The organism is Pseudomonas sp. XK-1 (assembly GCF_038069885.1).
GTDB lineage: Bacteria > Pseudomonadota > Gammaproteobacteria > Pseudomonadales > Pseudomonadaceae > Aquipseudomonas.
Genome location: NZ_JBBPES010000001.1, coordinates 768,927 through 784,372 on the forward strand (window position 1 = coordinate 768,927; position 15,446 = coordinate 784,372).

At 60.4% G+C, this 15,446-nt stretch carries 15 protein-coding genes; 11 read left to right on the top strand and 4 right to left on the bottom strand.

Annotated features, from left to right (window positions below; translation table 11 throughout):
* The first annotated feature begins 56 nt into the window (after nucleotides 1-56).
* Together cysD and cysN are read left to right on the top strand one after the other, a co-directional pair.
* On the top strand, nucleotides 57-974 hold the full coding sequence (gene cysD, locus WMW70_RS03415) for a sulfate adenylyltransferase subunit CysD (RefSeq protein WP_275961860.1): 918 nt from the start codon (nucleotides 57-59) through the stop codon (nucleotides 972-974).
* 1 nt (nucleotide 975) lies between these two features.
* Nucleotides 976-2,877 carry a sulfate adenylyltransferase subunit CysN gene (cysN, locus tag WMW70_RS03420; RefSeq protein ID WP_341436096.1) on the top strand — a complete coding sequence of 634 codons (1,902 nt, stop codon included), beginning with the start codon at nucleotides 976-978 and terminating at the stop codon, nucleotides 2,875-2,877.
* 241 nt (nucleotides 2,878-3,118) lie between these two features.
* On the opposite strand, the gene WMW70_RS03425 is transcribed toward cysN, so the two are convergent.
* Entirely contained in the window at nucleotides 3,119-3,556 is a 438-nt protein-coding gene (locus tag WMW70_RS03425) for a YhcB family protein (protein WP_341436097.1), read from the bottom strand.
* A 161-nt stretch (nucleotides 3,557-3,717) separates the two neighbouring features.
* Here WMW70_RS03425 and WMW70_RS03430 point away from each other — a divergent pair, with 161 nt between their 5' ends.
* The 3 genes from WMW70_RS03430 (at nucleotide 3,718) to zapE (ending at nucleotide 6,980) form a co-directional block, all read left to right on the top strand.
* Entirely contained in the window at nucleotides 3,718-4,353 is a 636-nt protein-coding gene (locus tag WMW70_RS03430; protein ID WP_341436098.1) for an alpha/beta hydrolase, read from the top strand.
* Nucleotides 4,354-4,367: 14 nt separating this feature from the next.
* Nucleotides 4,368-5,714: a tryptophan--tRNA ligase gene (locus WMW70_RS03435; RefSeq protein WP_341436099.1), complete on the top strand. Its 1,347-nt coding sequence runs from the start codon at nucleotides 4,368-4,370 to the stop codon at nucleotides 5,712-5,714.
* 171 nt (nucleotides 5,715-5,885) lie between these two features.
* On the top strand, nucleotides 5,886-6,980 hold the full coding sequence (gene zapE, locus WMW70_RS03440; RefSeq protein WP_341436100.1) for a cell division protein ZapE: 1,095 nt from the start codon (nucleotides 5,886-5,888) through the stop codon (nucleotides 6,978-6,980).
* Nucleotides 6,981-7,036: 56 nt separating this feature from the next.
* Here zapE and WMW70_RS03445 read toward each other — a convergent pair whose 3' ends face one another.
* The gene (locus WMW70_RS03445; RefSeq protein WP_341436101.1) at nucleotides 7,037-8,002 is read right to left on the bottom strand and encodes a hypothetical protein; all 966 of its coding nucleotides are present in this window, start codon (nucleotides 8,000-8,002) and stop codon (nucleotides 7,037-7,039) included.
* A gap of 110 nt (nucleotides 8,003-8,112) precedes the next feature.
* Nucleotides 8,113-9,018 (bottom strand): GlxA family transcriptional regulator, encoded by a 906-nt coding sequence (locus WMW70_RS03450; RefSeq protein WP_341436542.1) that lies wholly within the window; start codon nucleotides 9,016-9,018, stop codon nucleotides 8,113-8,115.
* Between the two features lie 240 nt (nucleotides 9,019-9,258).
* Here WMW70_RS03450 and WMW70_RS03455 point away from each other — a divergent pair, with 240 nt between their 5' ends.
* Complete coding sequence (locus WMW70_RS03455) at nucleotides 9,259-10,395, top strand: acyl-CoA dehydrogenase family protein (protein ID WP_341436102.1); 1,137 nt, start codon at nucleotides 9,259-9,261, stop codon at nucleotides 10,393-10,395.
* A 57-nt stretch (nucleotides 10,396-10,452) separates the two neighbouring features.
* Here the strand turns inward: WMW70_RS03455 and WMW70_RS03460 are convergent, their stop codons facing one another.
* Nucleotides 10,453-11,490 carry an NADP(H)-dependent aldo-keto reductase gene (locus WMW70_RS03460; protein WP_341436103.1) on the bottom strand — a complete coding sequence of 346 codons (1,038 nt, stop codon included), beginning with the start codon at nucleotides 11,488-11,490 and terminating at the stop codon, nucleotides 10,453-10,455.
* Between the two features lie 246 nt (nucleotides 11,491-11,736).
* On the opposite strand from WMW70_RS03460, the gene rplM reads away from it, so the two are divergent.
* The 5 genes from rplM (at nucleotide 11,737) to WMW70_RS03485 (ending at nucleotide 15,412) form a co-directional block, all read left to right on the top strand.
* Nucleotides 11,737-12,165, top strand: a complete 429-nt coding sequence (gene rplM / locus WMW70_RS03465; protein WP_007917032.1) for a 50S ribosomal protein L13 — start codon at nucleotides 11,737-11,739, stop codon at nucleotides 12,163-12,165.
* A 14-nt stretch (nucleotides 12,166-12,179) separates the two neighbouring features.
* Nucleotides 12,180-12,572, top strand: coding sequence for a 30S ribosomal protein S9 (gene rpsI, locus WMW70_RS03470; protein WP_339459348.1), 393 nt, complete (start codon nucleotides 12,180-12,182; stop codon nucleotides 12,570-12,572).
* A 253-nt stretch (nucleotides 12,573-12,825) separates the two neighbouring features.
* A complete protein-coding gene (gene petA, locus WMW70_RS03475) occupies nucleotides 12,826-13,419 on the top strand; it encodes a ubiquinol-cytochrome c reductase iron-sulfur subunit (RefSeq protein ID WP_341436104.1) in 594 nt (197 codons plus the stop codon).
* Nucleotides 13,419-14,630 (top strand): cytochrome b, encoded by a 1,212-nt coding sequence (locus tag WMW70_RS03480; RefSeq protein ID WP_341436543.1) that lies wholly within the window; start codon nucleotides 13,419-13,421, stop codon nucleotides 14,628-14,630. The genes petA and WMW70_RS03480 overlap by 1 nt, the downstream gene beginning before the upstream one ends.
* On the top strand, nucleotides 14,630-15,412 hold the full coding sequence (locus tag WMW70_RS03485; protein WP_341436105.1) for a cytochrome c1: 783 nt from the start codon (nucleotides 14,630-14,632) through the stop codon (nucleotides 15,410-15,412). The genes WMW70_RS03480 and WMW70_RS03485 overlap by 1 nt, the downstream gene beginning before the upstream one ends.
* Nucleotides 15,413-15,446 lie beyond the last annotated feature (34 nt).

Below are 15,446 nucleotides of genomic sequence, written 5' to 3' on the forward strand. Positions count from 1 at the left end.
AGTGCGCCATCGTCCACGGCCTGCCGGCCCAATTACACTGCAAACCGTGAGTAACCATGCTCGATAAACTGACCCACCTGAAACAGCTGGAGGCGGAAAGTATCCACATCATTCGTGAAGTGGCCGCCGAATTCGACAACCCGGTAATGCTCTATTCCATCGGTAAAGACTCCGCCGTGATGCTGCATCTGGCACGCAAGGCGTTCTTTCCCGGCAAGCTGCCGTTCCCGGTGATGCACGTCGACACGCGCTGGAAGTTTCAGGAGATGTACAGCTTCCGCGAGAAGATGGTCAAAGAGTACGGCCTGGATCTGATCACCCATATCAACCCCGATGGCGTGGCGCAGGACATGAACCCCTTCACCTACGGCAGTGCCAAGCACACCGACGTGATGAAGACCGAGGGTCTCAAGCAGGCGCTGGACAAGTACGGCTTCGACGCCGCCTTCGGTGGCGCGCGCCGCGACGAAGAGAAATCCCGCGCCAAGGAGCGCGTGTACTCGTTCCGTGACAGCAAGCACCGCTGGGACCCGAAGAACCAGCGTCCCGAGCTGTGGAACGTGTACAACGGCAAGGTCAAGAAGGGCGAGTCGATCCGCGTGTTCCCGCTGTCCAACTGGACCGAGCTGGACATCTGGCAGTACATCTACCTGGAGCAGATCCCGATCGTGCCGCTGTACTTCGCCGCCGAGCGCGAAGTGATCGAGAAGAATGGCACGCTGATCATGATCGACGACGATCGCATCCTCGAGCACCTCTCCGACGAAGAAAAAGCCCGTATCACCAAGAAGATGGTGCGTTTCCGTACCCTCGGCTGCTACCCGCTGACCGGTGCTGTGGAATCCACGGCCACTAGCCTGACCGACATCATTCAGGAAATGCTCCTGACTCGAACGTCCGAGCGTCAGGGCCGGGTCATCGACCATGATGCTGCCGGTTCGATGGAAGAGAAAAAACGTCAGGGGTACTTTTAAGATGTCGCACCAATCCGATCTGATCAGCGAAGACATCCTCGCTTACCTGGCCCAGCATGAGCGCAAGGAACTGCTGCGCTTTCTGACGTGCGGCAACGTCGATGACGGCAAGAGCACCCTGATCGGTCGCCTGCTGCACGACTCCAAGATGATCTACGAGGACCATCTGGAAGCCATTACCCGTGACTCGAAGAAGTCCGGCACCACCGGTGAGGAAGTGGATCTGGCGCTGCTGGTCGACGGCCTGCAGGCCGAGCGCGAGCAGGGCATCACTATCGATGTGGCCTACCGTTATTTCAGCACCGCCAAGCGCAAGTTCATCATCGCCGACACCCCCGGCCATGAGCAGTACACCCGCAATATGGCCACCGGTGCTTCCACCTGCGACCTGGCGATCATCCTGATCGACGCGCGCTACGGTGTGCAGACCCAGACCAAACGCCACAGCTTTATCGCCAGCCTGCTGGGCATCAAACATATCGTGGTGGCCATCAACAAGATGGACCTCAAGGACTTCGATCAGGGCGTATTCGAGCAGATCAAGGCCGATTACCTGAAGTTCGCCGAAGGTATTGCGCTCAAGCCGAGCTCGCTGCACTTCGTGCCGATGTCGGCGCTCAAGGGCGACAACGTGGTCAACCACAGCGAGCGCTCGCCCTGGTACACCGGGCAGTCGCTGATGGAAATCCTCGAGACCGTGGAAGTGGCCGGCGATCGCAACTTCACCGACCTGCGTTTCCCGGTGCAGTACGTCAACCGTCCCAACCTGAACTTCCGCGGCTTCGCCGGCACCCTGGCCAGCGGCATCGTGCGCAAGGGCGACGAAGTCATCGCCCTGCCGTCGGGCAAGGGCAGCAAGGTCAAGTCCATCGTCACCTTCGAAGGTGAACTGGAACATGCCGGCCCGGGCCAGGCGATCACCCTGACCCTGGAAGACGAGATCGACGTGTCCCGTGGCGACATGCTGGTACACGCCGATAACCGTCCGCAGATCAGCGACAGCTTCGACGCCATGCTGGTGTGGATGGCCGAAGAGCCGATGCTGCCGGGCAAGAAATACGACATCAAGCGCGCCACCAGCTATGTACCGGGCTCGATTGCCAGCATCACCCACCGGGTCGATGTGAACACCCTGGAGCATGGCTCTGCGAGCAGCCTGCAGCTCAACGAAATCGGCCAGGTGCGCATCGCCCTGGATGCACCGATTGCCCTGGACGGTTATGCGCATAACCGCACCACCGGTTCCTTTATCGTCATCGACCGCCTGACCAACGGCACCGTCGGTGCCGGCATGATCATCGCCGAGCCAGTAGGTGCGCAGGGCGGCGACGGCCATCACGGCAAGCTGGCCCATGTGTCCACCGAGGAGCGTGCCGCGCGCTTCGGCCAGCAGCCGGCCACCGTGCTGTTCAGCGGCCTGTCCGGCGCAGGCAAGAGCACCCTGGCCTACGCCGTGGAGCGCAAGCTGTTCGATATGGGCCGTGCGGTCTATGTGCTGGATGGGCAGAACCTGCGTCATGACCTGAACAAGGGGCTGCCGCAGGATCGTGCCGGGCGTACCGAGAACTGGCGTCGCGCCGCCCATGTCGCGCGGCAGTTCAACGAAGCCGGTCTGCTGACCCTGGCTGCTTTCGTTGCGCCGGATGCCGAAGGCCGCGAACAGGCCAAGGCGCTGATCGGTGCCGAGCGTCTGTTCACCGTGTATGTCCAGGCGTCCCCGCAGGTCTGCGCCGAGCGTGACCCGCAGGGCCTGTACGCGGCCGGTGGCGACAATATCCCGGGTGAGTCCTTCCCCTACGACGTGCCGCTGAATGCCGATCTGGTGATCGACACCCAGAGCCTGTCAGTGGAAGAGGGCGTCAAGCAGGTGTTGGCCATGCTGCGCGAGCGCGGCGCGATCTAAAGCCGCTGCACACTAGAAAGCCCCGCCATGCTTGTCATGTGCGGGGCTTTTTATTGAGCGTAGATTATCGTTCGTAGGAGCGGCCCATGGCTGCGATGGCAGCTTCGCGGGCATGAGCTAGGTGCCCCCGCCGCTCATGCAGTCGGCATATATCGCCTGCGGCCGTAAATAACAAAAGCCCCGCACTAGGCGGGGCTTTTGTTATGCGCTCGGCGGAGCTGAGCAGTCGAACGCGGCGCTGTTACTTGTTCTTCAAACCGTAGCTCTCATCGAGCATGCCCGGTACATCGGCGCTTTTTGGCGCGTAGTCCTTGGGCATTTCCTGATGGGCGGGTGGCTTCAGGCGTTCGCGGCGTTCGCCGCCTTCTTCTGCGTGCAGGGAGGCGAGCAGGCGCTGGCGGGTCAGTTCGTCGAGGGCGAGCTTGTTGGCACCTTCGGAGAGGTGGGCCTGCACGTCCTGATGGCTCTGGGTGAGCTTCTTCACCAGGTTGGCCGTGGTGTTGAAATGGGTAACCACTTCGCTTTGGTAGGCATCGAAGCGTTCCTGGATTTCATCCAGTTGACGCTGGGTGCGGCCTGGAGCCGCATTGGGCGCAAGGCGAGCGATCAGGAAGCCAATGGCAATCCCGGCTACCAGGGTAATGGCGGGTAGCAACCAGGCGGTGAGCGTCTGTTCCACGAGTCCTTCCTCTCTAAACGGCTTTGCTTTACGTTAACGGCTCGAACCTGCGCTGTATACCGCAATGCAATGCCGAGATGTGTGTGGCGATGCGGCGGATGTATGCGGCGCAGGCTGTCAGCTAGACGAGTCGACCCACTGCGAGGTCACGGAGTTCACTGTTGCTCACCCGCGAAACCCCTCTATTTATCGATGGCCCCTGCGGCCAACTGGAAGCCCTCCGGCTGGACACCCCCGACGCCCGTGGCGTGGCACTGATCTGCCACCCCAATCCGGTACAGGGCGGCACCATGCTCAACAAGGTGGTCTCCACCGTGCAGCGTACTGCCCGTGACAGTGGCTTGGCCACGTTGCGCTTTAATTACCGCGGTGTCGGCACCAGCGCTGGCAGCCATGATATGGCCAGCGGCGAGGTGGATGATGCTGAAGCCGTGGCTCGCTGGCTGCGTGTGCAGTACCCCGAATTGCCGCTGACCCTGCTGGGCTTCTCCTTTGGCGGCTTCGTTGCCGCAGCCCTGGGCGGGCGTCTGGAAGCTGGGGGCGTGACGCTCCACAAGCTGTTTATGCTGGCTCCGGCGGTGCATCGCCTGAATGAAGAAAATCCCCCGGCCAGCAATTGCCCGCTGGTCCTGATTCAGCCCGAAGATGACGAAGTAATCGACCCGCAGGCGGTTTATGCCTGGTCCGCGGGCCTCGGGCGTGCCCATGAGCTGCTGAAAGTGGCAGAATGCGGGCACTTTTTTCACGGCAAGCTCACCGATCTCAAGGATCTGCTGCTGCCGCGCCTTTCGAACTGATTTAAGCGATAGCCATGACCACTCGTATCCTTACCGGCATCACCACCACCGGCACCCCGCACCTGGGCAACTACGCGGGCGCGATTCGCCCGGCCATCGTTGCCAGCCGCGCGGCCGATGCGGATTCGTTCTACTTTCTGGCCGACTACCACGCGCTGATCAAGTGCGACGAGCCGGCGCGCATTCAGCGTTCGCGCCTGGAAATCGCCGCCACCTGGCTGGCCTGCGGCCTGGATGTGGACAAGGCAACCTTCTACCGCCAGTCGGATATCCCCGAGATCCCCGAGCTGTGCTGGCTGCTCACCTGCGTGGCCGGCAAGGGCCTGCTTAACCGTGCCCACGCCTACAAGGCCTCGGTGGAGAAGAACGTCGAGCAGGGTGAAGACCCGGATGCCGGCATCACCATGGGGCTGTTCAGCTACCCGGTGCTGATGGCGGCGGACATCCTGATGTTCAACGCGCACAAGGTGCCGGTTGGCCGCGACCAGATTCAGCACGTGGAAATGGCCCGCGATATCGCTCAGCGCTTTAACCATCTGTTCGGTAACGGCAAGGAGCTGTTCACCCTGCCCGAAGCGGTGATCGAAGAGGACGTGGCGACCCTGCCAGGCCTCGACGGGCGCAAGATGAGCAAGAGCTACGACAACACCATCCCGTTGTTCGGCAGCGCCAAGCAGCTCAAGGATGCGGTTGCGCGTATCGTCACCGACTCCAAACTGCCGGGCGAGGCGAAAGATCCGGACAGCTCGCACCTGTTTACCCTCTATCAGGCCTTTGCCGCGCCGACTCAGCAAGCGGACTTCCGCGCTGCGCTGGAGGGCGGTATGGCCTGGGGCGAAGCCAAGCAGGCGCTGTGCAACCTGCTGGAAGCCGAGCTGGGCGAGGCCCGTGAGCGTTACCACGCGCTGATCGAAAAACCGGCCGACCTGGAAGATATCCTGCTGGCCGGTGCCGCCAAGGCGCGCAAGATTGCCACGCCGTTTCTCGGTGAGCTGCGTGAGGCCGTGGGCCTGCGCTCTTTCCGCAGTCAGGCCGTCAATACGGCGGGTGAGAAGAAGAAAGCCGGCAAGAGCGCACGCTTTGTCAGCTTCCGCGACGACGACGGCAGCTTCCGCTTCCGCCTGCTGGATGCCGCCGGCGAGCAGCTGCTGCTGTCCAAGTCGTTTGCCGATGGCAAGGCGGCCGGCATGGTCAACAAGCGCCTGCAATCCGGCGAAGCGCTGGATATACGCGAGCAGGACGGCGGTTTCGGCGTCTGGCTGGATGACGAGCGTGTGGCGCAAAGCCCGGCATTCGCCGACAGCGGTGCCTGTCAGGCGGCGATCCAGCGCCTGCGTGAGGCGCTGGCTCCGCAGGAGTGATGTGACGCGGATGAGAACCGGGGTGGTTTGGCTGAGGCTTTCCGGATTGCATCCGGGCGACGACTCTGCGCATTAATCGGATTTCCGCCCGCCAGCCGTTCTGGCCGATTGCCAAGCCGCGGGGGCGTCGCTAAAGTGACGCCCCCGTTTTACTTGCCCGGCTAACGAATTATGACTCCCCTAGAACGCTACCAGGCTGACCTCAAACGTCCCGAATTCTTCCACGATGCCGCCCAGGAAACTGCGGTGCGCCATCTGCAGCGTCTGTACGACGATCTGGTTGCCGCGGACAAGGGCACCATCGGCGTGTTCGGCAAGCTGTTTGCCAGAAAGCCCCAGGGGCCGGTCAAGGGGTTGTACTTCTGGGGCGGGGTAGGGCGCGGCAAGACCTACCTGGTGGACACTTTCTTCGATTCGCTGCCGTTTGAGCGCAAGGTGCGTACGCACTTCCACCGCTTTATGAAGCGCGTGCATGAAGAAATGCGCACCCTCAAGGGCGAGAAGAACCCGTTGACCATTATTGGCAAGCGTTTCGCCGATGAGGCGCGGGTCATCTGCTTTGACGAATTCTTCGTCAGCGACATTACAGACGCGATGATCCTCGCCACCCTGCTCGAAGAGCTGTTCAAAAATGGCGTCAGCCTGGTGGCGACCTCCAATATCGTGCCCGATGGTCTGTACAGGGACGGCCTGCAGCGTGCGCGCTTTCTGCCGGCGATTGCCCTGCTCAAGGCGCACACCGAGATCGTCAACGTCGACAGCGGTATCGACTACCGCCTGCGCGCCCTGGAGCAGGCCGAGCTGTTCCACTGGCCGCTGGATGCGGCAGCCGAGGAAAGCCTGCAGAAGAGCTTCAGCAGCCTGCTGCCGGAGCACTGCGAGGTGCAGGAAAACGAGGCGCTGATGATCGAGAACCGCGCCATCACCGCGCGCAAGGTGGGGGACGATGTGGCCTGGTTCGAGTTTCGCGAGCTATGCGACGGCCCGCGTAGCCAGAACGACTATATCGAGCTGGGCAAGATCTTCCACGCCGTACTGCTGGCCAACGTTGAGCAGATGAGCACGGCCAAGGAAGATATGGCGCGACGCTTTATCAACCTGGTGGACGAGTTCTACGACCGCAACGTCAAGCTGATCATCTCCGCCGAAGTGGAGCTGAAAGACCTCTACACCGGCGGCCGCCTGACCTTCGAGTTCCAGCGCACCCTCAGTCGCCTGCTGGAGATGCAGTCCCACGAGTTCCTCTCGCGTCCACACAAACCCTGATGCGTGGTTGAACAAAAAAGGCTGCCCGCAGGCAGCCTTTTGCGTTGCAGTGCGACTCAGTTCTGCGCCAGTTTCTGCTGGTACTGGGCGAGCATCTTCTGCGCGTGGAGCACTTCCAGGGCCTCCATGGCGCTGATCGGCTTGATCGCCACGGCACGCTTGAGGTGCTGCAGGGCCTTGTCTTGTTCGTCGTCGCCGTACACGTAGGTCAGGGCATTGGCGTACTCGTAGTGGCCGATGGGTAGATCGTCCTGGGCTTTGAAGCTACGGCTGAAATACTTCTCCATATTGTCGGCACTGACCCCGTAAGTCATGCGCCCGACCAGCTTGCCGACCTTGCGGATCACCCCGGCTTCGTAGCCGCCATACAGGGCCAGGGCGAAAGGCAGCTGTGGTTGCTTGGCCAGGAGGGCTTTCAGTTCGTTGGGGATCTGCGTGGTGTAGCCGCGCTTGAGTACCACGGGTACCGAGAGTTCTTCACCCAGGCGCGCCTTGGCGTAGATGCGGCCGAACTGGGCGGCTACGTCGGCATTGGCCAGGTCACCGGCCTGGTCGGTGTAGGCGATGACCTCTTCCAGCAGGCGGTGTTTCTCTTCCTGTTCGGGGACCAGGAACATGGCATAGATCACCTGGGCGAACATTGCCGGAACCTGTCCACTGTTCCCCAGGGCCAGGCCCTGTTGCTTGGCCTGGGCGAAGTCGCCGCGAAACACCAGTCGCCAGACGTCCTGCAGCTTGTCGGCATAGCGCTGCGCCTCTTCCGGCTTGCCGGTAAAGCCGGTGTTGGCCGTAGCGGTTTTCTCCAGGACCTCTGGGTAGCGGGTGGCCATAGTGGTTACCCAGTCGGCGTCGGGGAAGGGATAGTCGTTACCGAAACCGCGGGTCAGCTGCGGCCAGGCCTGGCGTAGCTTGTCGCCCGAGTAGTCGTAGGCGCTCTGATCGTAAGGGTAGGGTTTCCAGTTATCGGCGGCTACAGCGCTGAAGCTGCAAGCGGCGAGTAGAGCAATAAGAGTGCGGCGCATGGCGGTCAACCTGTTGTTGTTATCAGTGCACCGATCATAGGGTGGTGTTCTGTGCCTACCTACCCATCCAAGGATCAGTGCCGGACCAGTGGCGGTAACAGTGTCTGTGCTCAGGCGTGGCCGTCCTTGTGCTGGAACTGGCGGCGGTACTGGTTGGGTGACAGTTCCGTGTGCTGACGGAACAGCCTTGCGAAGAAGCTGGCGTCGTCGTAACCCACTTCGTAGCTGATGGTCTTGATGCTCTTGCGGGTGGCGCTGAGCAGGCCCTTGGCGGTTTCGATGCGCAGACGCTGCAGGTAGTGCAGCGGTTTGTCGCCGGTGGCGGTCTGGAAGCGGCGCATAAAGTTGCGGATGCTCATGCCGTGTTCGCGGGCCACGTCCTCGAAGCGGAACTTGTCGGCGAAGTGATCCTCCAGCCATTGCTGAATCTGCAGGATGGTCATGTCGTGGTGCAGTTTCTGCCCGCCAAAACCGATGCGGCCTGGGGCATAGTTGCGCTGCACTTCATAGAGGATGTCGCGGGCCACGCCCTGGGCCACGCTGGCCCCGCAGAAACGCTCGATCAGGTAGATATACAGGTCGCAGGCCGAGGTGGTGCCGCCGGCGCAATACAGGTTGTCGGCATCCGACAGGTGTTTTTCCTGGTTGAGCAGCACCTTGGGGAAGCGTTCGGCAAATTCGTTGAAGAAGCGCCAGTAGGTGGTCGCTTCCTTGCCGTCGAGCAGGCCGGCCTGGGCCATCCAGAACACCCCGGTGGCTTCGCCGCAAATCGCGCTGCCGGCAGCGTGGCGTTCGCGCAGCCAGCTGAGTACCTGAGGGTGGCGCTGGCAGAGGGCGTCGAAGTCGTCCCAGAAGGCCGGCAGGATGATGATATCGGCGCTGTCCAGGGGGCCATCCACCGGCATGCGCACATTGCTGAAGCTGTTAACTGGCAGACCGTCCGGGCTGACCAGGTGGATCTCGAAGGTCGGCGTCAGGCCCATGCCCTGCTGTTTGCCATAGCGCAGGCTGGCCATATGGAAGAAGTCCTTGGCCTGCATCAGGGTAGAGGCGAATACGCCATCGGTGGCGAGAATGCTGACGCGGCGCAGGGCTGTAGTCGACTGAATAGGCATGGTTATTGTTCTTATAAAGGCTAAGTGGTCATGGGCTGGCTGGATCGTCTTATTTATTGGCGCTTGTGTCCAGTGTGACCAAGCGTTTGCTTGGCTAAAGTCGAGGCCACGTTAAAACCGCCCTATCAAGTAGGTGTTGTCATGATCCCCAGAACGATTTTCAGCTCCGAACACGAACAGTTCCGCGACAGCGTGCGCCGGTTTCTTGAGCAGGAGGCTGTGCCTTTCCATGCCCAGTGGGAAAAGGATGGTCATATCGATCGCGCCCTGTGGAACAAGGCGGGGGAGGCCGGCATGCTCTGTTCGCATCTCCCGGAAGAATACGGCGGCATGGCGGCAGACTTCCTCTATAGCACCGTAGTGATCGAGGAAGTCGGCCGCCTGGGCCTGACCGGCATCGGTTTCTCCCTGCATTCCGATATCGTCGCCCCCTATATCCTGCATTACGGCAGCGAAGCGCAGAAACAGCATTACCTGCCCAAGCTGGTGAGCGGCGAGATGGTCACCGCCATCGCCATGACCGAGCCGGGAGCAGGCTCCGACCTGCAGGGGGTGAAAACTACCGCGGTGCTGGATGGCGACGAGTACGTGATCAACGGCTCGAAGACCTTTATCACCAATGGCTTTCTCGCCGATCTGGTGATCGTGGTGGCCAAGACCGACCCGAAAGCCGGGGCCAAGGGCACCAGTCTGTTTCTGGTGGAGGCGGGTACACCGGGCTTCGCCAAGGGCAAGCGCCTGGAAAAGGTCGGCATGAAAGCTCAGGACACATCCGAGCTGTTCTTCCAGGATGTGCGCGTACCCAAGGAAAACCTGCTAGGCCAGGCCGGCATGGGCTTCGCCTATCTGATGCAGGAGCTGCCGCAGGAGCGTCTGACCGTCGGTATAGGTGCGTTGGCCTCGGCCGAGGCGGCGCTCAAGTGGACACTGGATTACACCCGTGAGCGCAAGGCGTTCGGCAAGGCGGTGGCGGACTTCCAGAACACCCGCTTCAAGCTGGCGGAAATGGCCACCGAGATTCAGATCGGTCGGGTCTTTCTCGACCGCTGCCTGGAGCTGCATCTGCAGGGCAAACTGGATGTGCCGACAGCGGCCATGCTCAAGTACTGGGGCACCGATCTGCAATGCAAGGTGCTCGATGAGTGTGTGCAGCTGCACGGCGGCTACGGTTATATGTGGGAATACCCGGTGGCACGCGCCTGGGCCGATGCGCGGGTGCAGCGTATCTACGCCGGCACCAACGAGATCATGAAGGAGATCATCGCCCGCTCGCTGTAATCACGTGCTGAATAAGAAGCCCGGCAATTGCCGGGCTTTTTCATGCGGCTGTGGCAATCAGGGGGCCGGGTTGGGCTGGGCCTTGTGAATCGCCTCGATGCCAGCCAGCACTTCGGCGGAGAGTCTTAGCTCGCTGCTGGCCAGGTTGCTGTCCAGCTGTTTCAGGCTGGTGGCACCGATGATATTGCTGGTGACGAAGGGTTGCGCTGTGACGAAGGCCAGGGCCATCTGCGCTGGATCCAGGCCATGCTCGCGGGCCAGGGCGACGTAGCGTGCGCAGGCACCCTCCGACTCCGGGTTGGTGTAGCGCGCGAAGCGGCTGAACAGGCTGATACGGGCCCCGGCAGGGCGCGCACCGTTCTCGTATTTGCCGCTGAGCATGCCGAAGGCCAGGGGCGAATAGGCCAGCAGACCACAGTCTTCGCGGATGGCGATTTCGGCCAGGCCCACTTCGAAGCTGCGGTTGAGCAGGTTATAGGGATTCTGGATCGAGACCATGCGCGGCCAGCCGCGCTGTTCGGCCAGCTGGAGAAATTTCATGGTGCCCCAGGGTGTCTCGTTGGACAGGCCGATATGGCGGATCTTGCCGGCCTTGACCTGTTCGTCGAGCACTTCCAGGGTGTCCTCCAGCGGGGTGAACGCTCTGTCCTGGTGACGGTAGCCGAGCTGGCCGAAGAAATTGGTCGGGCGCTCCGGCCAGTGCAGCTGGTAGAGGTCGATCCAGTCGGTCTGCAGGCGTTTCAGGCTGGCATCCAGTGCCGCGACGATATGGGCGCGGTTGTGCTTGAGCTGGCCGCCGCGGATATAGTCGATGCCATTGCCGGGGCCAGCGATCTTGCTGGCCAGTACCCAGTCGGCGCGATCGCCGCGCTGTTTGAAGTAGTCGCCGATGATCTGCTCGGTCTTGCTGTAGGTTTCGGCCCGCGGCGGTACCGGATACATCTCTGCCGTGTCGAGAAAATTCACCCCGTAGGCCTTGGCCCGCTCGATTTGGGCGTGGGCTTCGTCGGCGCTGTTCTGCTCGCCCCAGGTCATCGTGCCCAGGCACAGGCTGCTGACCTTGAGATCCGTTCGGCCGAGTTGGCGGTAATCCATGGCGTACTCCTTAAAAACTCATTGGCATAATCTGGTTGAAATTATCTGGGCAATCTGCATAATTGCGCACCTCTTTCTGCAGTGGAAGTGATGCGCCGCCTGCCGAAGAATCTTGCCGTATTACGGACGCGCTGACCCGAGCCCCCGATAGCGCCTGTTTTCGGCTGCCTTTGACTTGTCAAAGTACGCACTATTCAGTAAGATCCGCCGTCTTATTTATCAGGGCGGCCCCTGAGGCTATAAAGAATGAAAACTTTTACTGCTAAACCGGAAACAGTAAAGCGCGACTGGTTTGTCGTCGACGCTGCTGGTCAGACCCTGGGTCGTCTGGCCACCGAAATCGCGAGCCGTCTGCGTGGCAAGCACAAGCCAGAGTACACTCCGCACGTTGATACCGGCGACTACATCGTCGTAATCAATGCTGAGCAGATCCGTGTAACTGGTGCCAAGACCACCGACAAGATGTACTACTCCCACTCCGGTTTCCCGGGCGGCATCAAGTCGATCAACTTCGAGAAGCTGATCGCCAAGGCCCCTGAGCGCGTGATCGAGACCGCGGTTAAAGGCATGCTGCCGAAGAACCCGCTGGGTCGCGACATGTATCGTAAGCTGAAAGTGTATGCGGGCGCTGCTCACCCCCACACTGCTCAGCAGCCCCAAGAACTGAAGTTTTAACGGAATAGTTCATTATGTCGGCGACTCAAAATTACGGCACTGGCCGTCGCAAGACCGCTACCGCTCGCGTTTTCCTGCGTGCTGGTACTGGCAAGATCTCCATCAACAACCGTACTCTCGACGGCTTCTTCGGTCGCGAAACTGCCCGCATGGTAGTTCGTCAGCCGCTGGAACTGGTTGAGATGACCGAGAAGTTTGATGTTTTCGTTACCGTTATCGGTGGCGGTGTAAGTGGTCAGGCTGGCGCAATCCGCCACGGCATCACTCGCGCCCTGATGGACTATGACGAAGCGCTGCGTCCTGCGCTGCGCAAAGCTGGCTTCGTGACTCGCGACGCCCGTGAAGTTGAGCGTAAGAAGGTTGGTCTGCGTAAGGCGCGTAAGCGTCCGCAGTACTCCAAGCGTTAATTCGCGATCTGCGTTCAAAAACGCCCAGTTTCCTTTCGGAGCTGGGCGTTTTTTATGGGCGATGATTTAGTCTGCGGCATCATGCCGCAGCGGTGAATGCCGTGATTTGCAAGGCGTTGCGTCGGTTATGACTGGGTAATTACCTTGTCAGTAAAGGGGCTTTTCTTTACCATTCGGCAACTTTTTGTGCGATCTGAAACTTACCGAGTATAGGCCTGCTTAAAAGGCCATAAAGCTGATGGGAGACGACTGAATGAGCAATGACGGCGTGAATGCAGGCCGGCGTCGCTTTCTGGTAGCGGCCACCTCTGTGGTGGGCGCTGCAGGAGCGGTGGGTGCCGCGGTCCCGTTCGTAGGGTCCTGGTTCCCAAGCGCCAAGGCTAAGGCTGCCGGTGCACCTGTGAAGGTGAATGTCAGCAAGATCGAGCCAGGCCAGCAGATGGTTGCCGAGTGGCGGGGGCAGCCGGTGTTTATCGTGCGCCGTACCGAGGAGATTCTCGGTAATTTGGTCAAGCTCGAGCCGCAACTGGCTGACTTTGAGTCCAAGGCGTCCGAGCAGCCGAGCTATGTCGATCCGAAAACCCGTTCGATCAAGCCGGAGCTGCTGTTGCTGGTAGGCCTGTGTACCCACCTGGGTTGCGCGCCGTCCTTCCGTCCGGAAGTGGCACCTGCGGACTTGGGGGCCGAGTGGGTGGGTGGCTATTTCTGCCCGTGCCACGGTTCGCGCTATGACCTCGCTGGCCGCGTGTACAAGGCCCAGCCTGCGCCCTTGAACCTGCCGGTGCCGCCGCACACATACGAGTCGGATGATGTGATCATCATCGGTGTGGATCAGGAGCAAGCATGATGAGTAAATTCATGGAATGGGTCGATGCACGCTTCCCCGCGACCAAGATGTGGGAAGACCATCTGTCCAAGTACTACGCGCCAAAGAACTTCAACTTCTTCTACTTTTTTGGCTCCCTGGCTCTGCTGGTGCTGGTCAATCAGATCGTCACCGGCGTCTGGCTGACCATGAGCTACACGCCTTCGGCCGAAGAGGCGTTCGCCTCGGTCGAATACATCATGCGTGATGTCGAGTACGGCTGGATCCTGCGCTACCTGCACTCCACCGGTGCCTCGGCGTTCTTCGTGGTGGTCTACCTGCACATGTTCCGCGGTCTGCTCTACGGCTCCTACCAGAAGCCACGTGAGCTGGTGTGGATCTTCGGCATGCTGATCTACCTGATGCTGATGGCCGAAGCCTTTATGGGTTATCTGCTGCCGTGGGGTCAGATGTCCTACTGGGGTGCCCAGGTGATCATCTCGCTGTTCGGTGCCATCCCGGTGATCGGGGCTGACCTGACTCAGTGGATTCGTGGTGACTACCTGATTTCCGGGATTACCCTGAACCGCTTCTTCGCCCTGCACGTTGTGGCCCTGCCGATCGTGATTCTCGGTCTGGTGGTGCTGCACATCCTGGCGCTGCACGAAGTCGGTTCGAACAACCCCGACGGCGTCGACATCAAGAAGAAGAAAGATGAGAACGGCATTCCGCTCGACGGCATTGCGTTCCATCCGTACTACACCGTGAAAGATATCGTCGGTGTCGTGGTGTTCCTCTTCGTCTTCTGCTTCGTGATCTTCTTCTTCCCGGAAATGGGCGGTTATTTCCTCGAGAAGCCGAACTTCGAAGCGGCCAACCCGTTCAAGACGCCTGCACACATCGCACCGGTTTGGTACTTCACGCCGTTCTACGCGATTCTGCGGGCAATCCCTGACAAGCTCATGGGTGTTATCGCCATGGGCGCAGCCATTGCCGTGCTGTTTGTGCTGCCGTGGCTGGACCGTAGTCCGGTCAAATCGATGCGCTACAAGGGCTGGATGAGCAAAATCTGGCTGCTGGTGTTCTGCGTGTCCTTCGTGATTCTGGGTGTGCTGGGTGTGTTGTCGCCGACTCCGGGTCGTACGTTGCTGTCGCAGGTGTGTACCTTCCTGTACTTCGCGTACTTCATCCTGATGCCGTTCTATACCAAGCTCGAGAAGACCAAACCGGTTCCGGAAAGGGTGACTGGCTGATGAAAAAGTTCTTTGCTGCACTTGTTATTGCTGCTGCACCCGCGCTTGCCCTGGGGGCTGCTGTTGCCGAGTATCCGCTGGACAAGGTGGATATCGATCTGTCCGACAAGGCGGCCATGCAGGATGGTGCGCGTACCTTCGCCAACTACTGCATGGGTTGCCACTCGACCCAGTACCAGCGCTATGAGCGGGTGGCCGATGACCTCGGTATTCCTCATGAGTTGATGCTGGAGAATGTGGTGTTCAGTGGTGCCAATATCGGCGATCACATGAAGATCGGCATGAAGCCCGCCGATGCTAAGGCCTGGTTCGGTGCTGCGCCGCCTGACCTGACCCTGGTCGCACGTGTACGTGGTAACGACTGGCTGTACACCTACCTGCGTACCTTCTACGACGATCCAACTCGTCCGCTGGGTGCCAATAACAAGGTTTTCCCCAACGTCGGCATGCCGAACGTGCTGGTGGCCTTGCAGGGCAAGCAGGTGATTGGTTGCAAGCAGGTACAGGTGGTTGAGGACGGCAAGAAGCTGTTCGATCCGCTGTCCGGCACGCCGATCACCCACGAGGCCTGCGACCAGTTGGCCATCGAGCCGAAGACGGGCAAGCTGAGCGAAGAAGAGTTCGACGAGAAGATCAAGAACCTGGTGACCTTCCTGGCGTACTCGGCCAATCCGGTCAAATTGCAAAGTCAGCGTATCGGTACCTACGTTCTGCTGTATCTTGCCTTCTTCTTCGTGTTCGCCTATCTGCTCAAGCGCGAATACTGGAAGGACGTGCATTAATACCTAGTGTCTCCGCTGTTGACCTGTGCGCCCC

Coding starts and splice junctions, on each gene's coding strand:
- cysD (WP_275961860.1), top strand. CDS start 57: ATGCTCGATAAACTGACCCACCTGAAACAGCTGGAGGCGGAAAGTATC.
- cysN (WP_341436096.1), top strand. CDS start 976: ATGTCGCACCAATCCGATCTGATCAGCGAAGACATCCTCGCTTACCTG.
- WMW70_RS03450 (WP_341436542.1), bottom strand. CDS start 9,018: ATGGCCAGCCTGCGCTATGGCAAACAGCAGGGCATGGGCCTGACGCCG.
- WMW70_RS03480 (WP_341436543.1), top strand. CDS start 13,419: ATGAGTAAATTCATGGAATGGGTCGATGCACGCTTCCCCGCGACCAAG.
- WMW70_RS03460 (WP_341436103.1), bottom strand. CDS start 11,490: ATGGATTACCGCCAACTCGGCCGAACGGATCTCAAGGTCAGCAGCCTG.
- WMW70_RS03435 (WP_341436099.1), top strand. CDS start 4,368: ATGACCACTCGTATCCTTACCGGCATCACCACCACCGGCACCCCGCAC.
- WMW70_RS03485 (WP_341436105.1), top strand. CDS start 14,630: ATGAAAAAGTTCTTTGCTGCACTTGTTATTGCTGCTGCACCCGCGCTT.
- WMW70_RS03455 (WP_341436102.1), top strand. CDS start 9,259: ATGATCCCCAGAACGATTTTCAGCTCCGAACACGAACAGTTCCGCGAC.
- petA (WP_341436104.1), top strand. CDS start 12,826: ATGAGCAATGACGGCGTGAATGCAGGCCGGCGTCGCTTTCTGGTAGCG.
- rpsI (WP_339459348.1), top strand. CDS start 12,180: ATGTCGGCGACTCAAAATTACGGCACTGGCCGTCGCAAGACCGCTACC.
- WMW70_RS03445 (WP_341436101.1), bottom strand. CDS start 8,002: ATGCGCCGCACTCTTATTGCTCTACTCGCCGCTTGCAGCTTCAGCGCT.
- zapE (WP_341436100.1), top strand. CDS start 5,886: ATGACTCCCCTAGAACGCTACCAGGCTGACCTCAAACGTCCCGAATTC.
- rplM (WP_007917032.1), top strand. CDS start 11,737: ATGAAAACTTTTACTGCTAAACCGGAAACAGTAAAGCGCGACTGGTTT.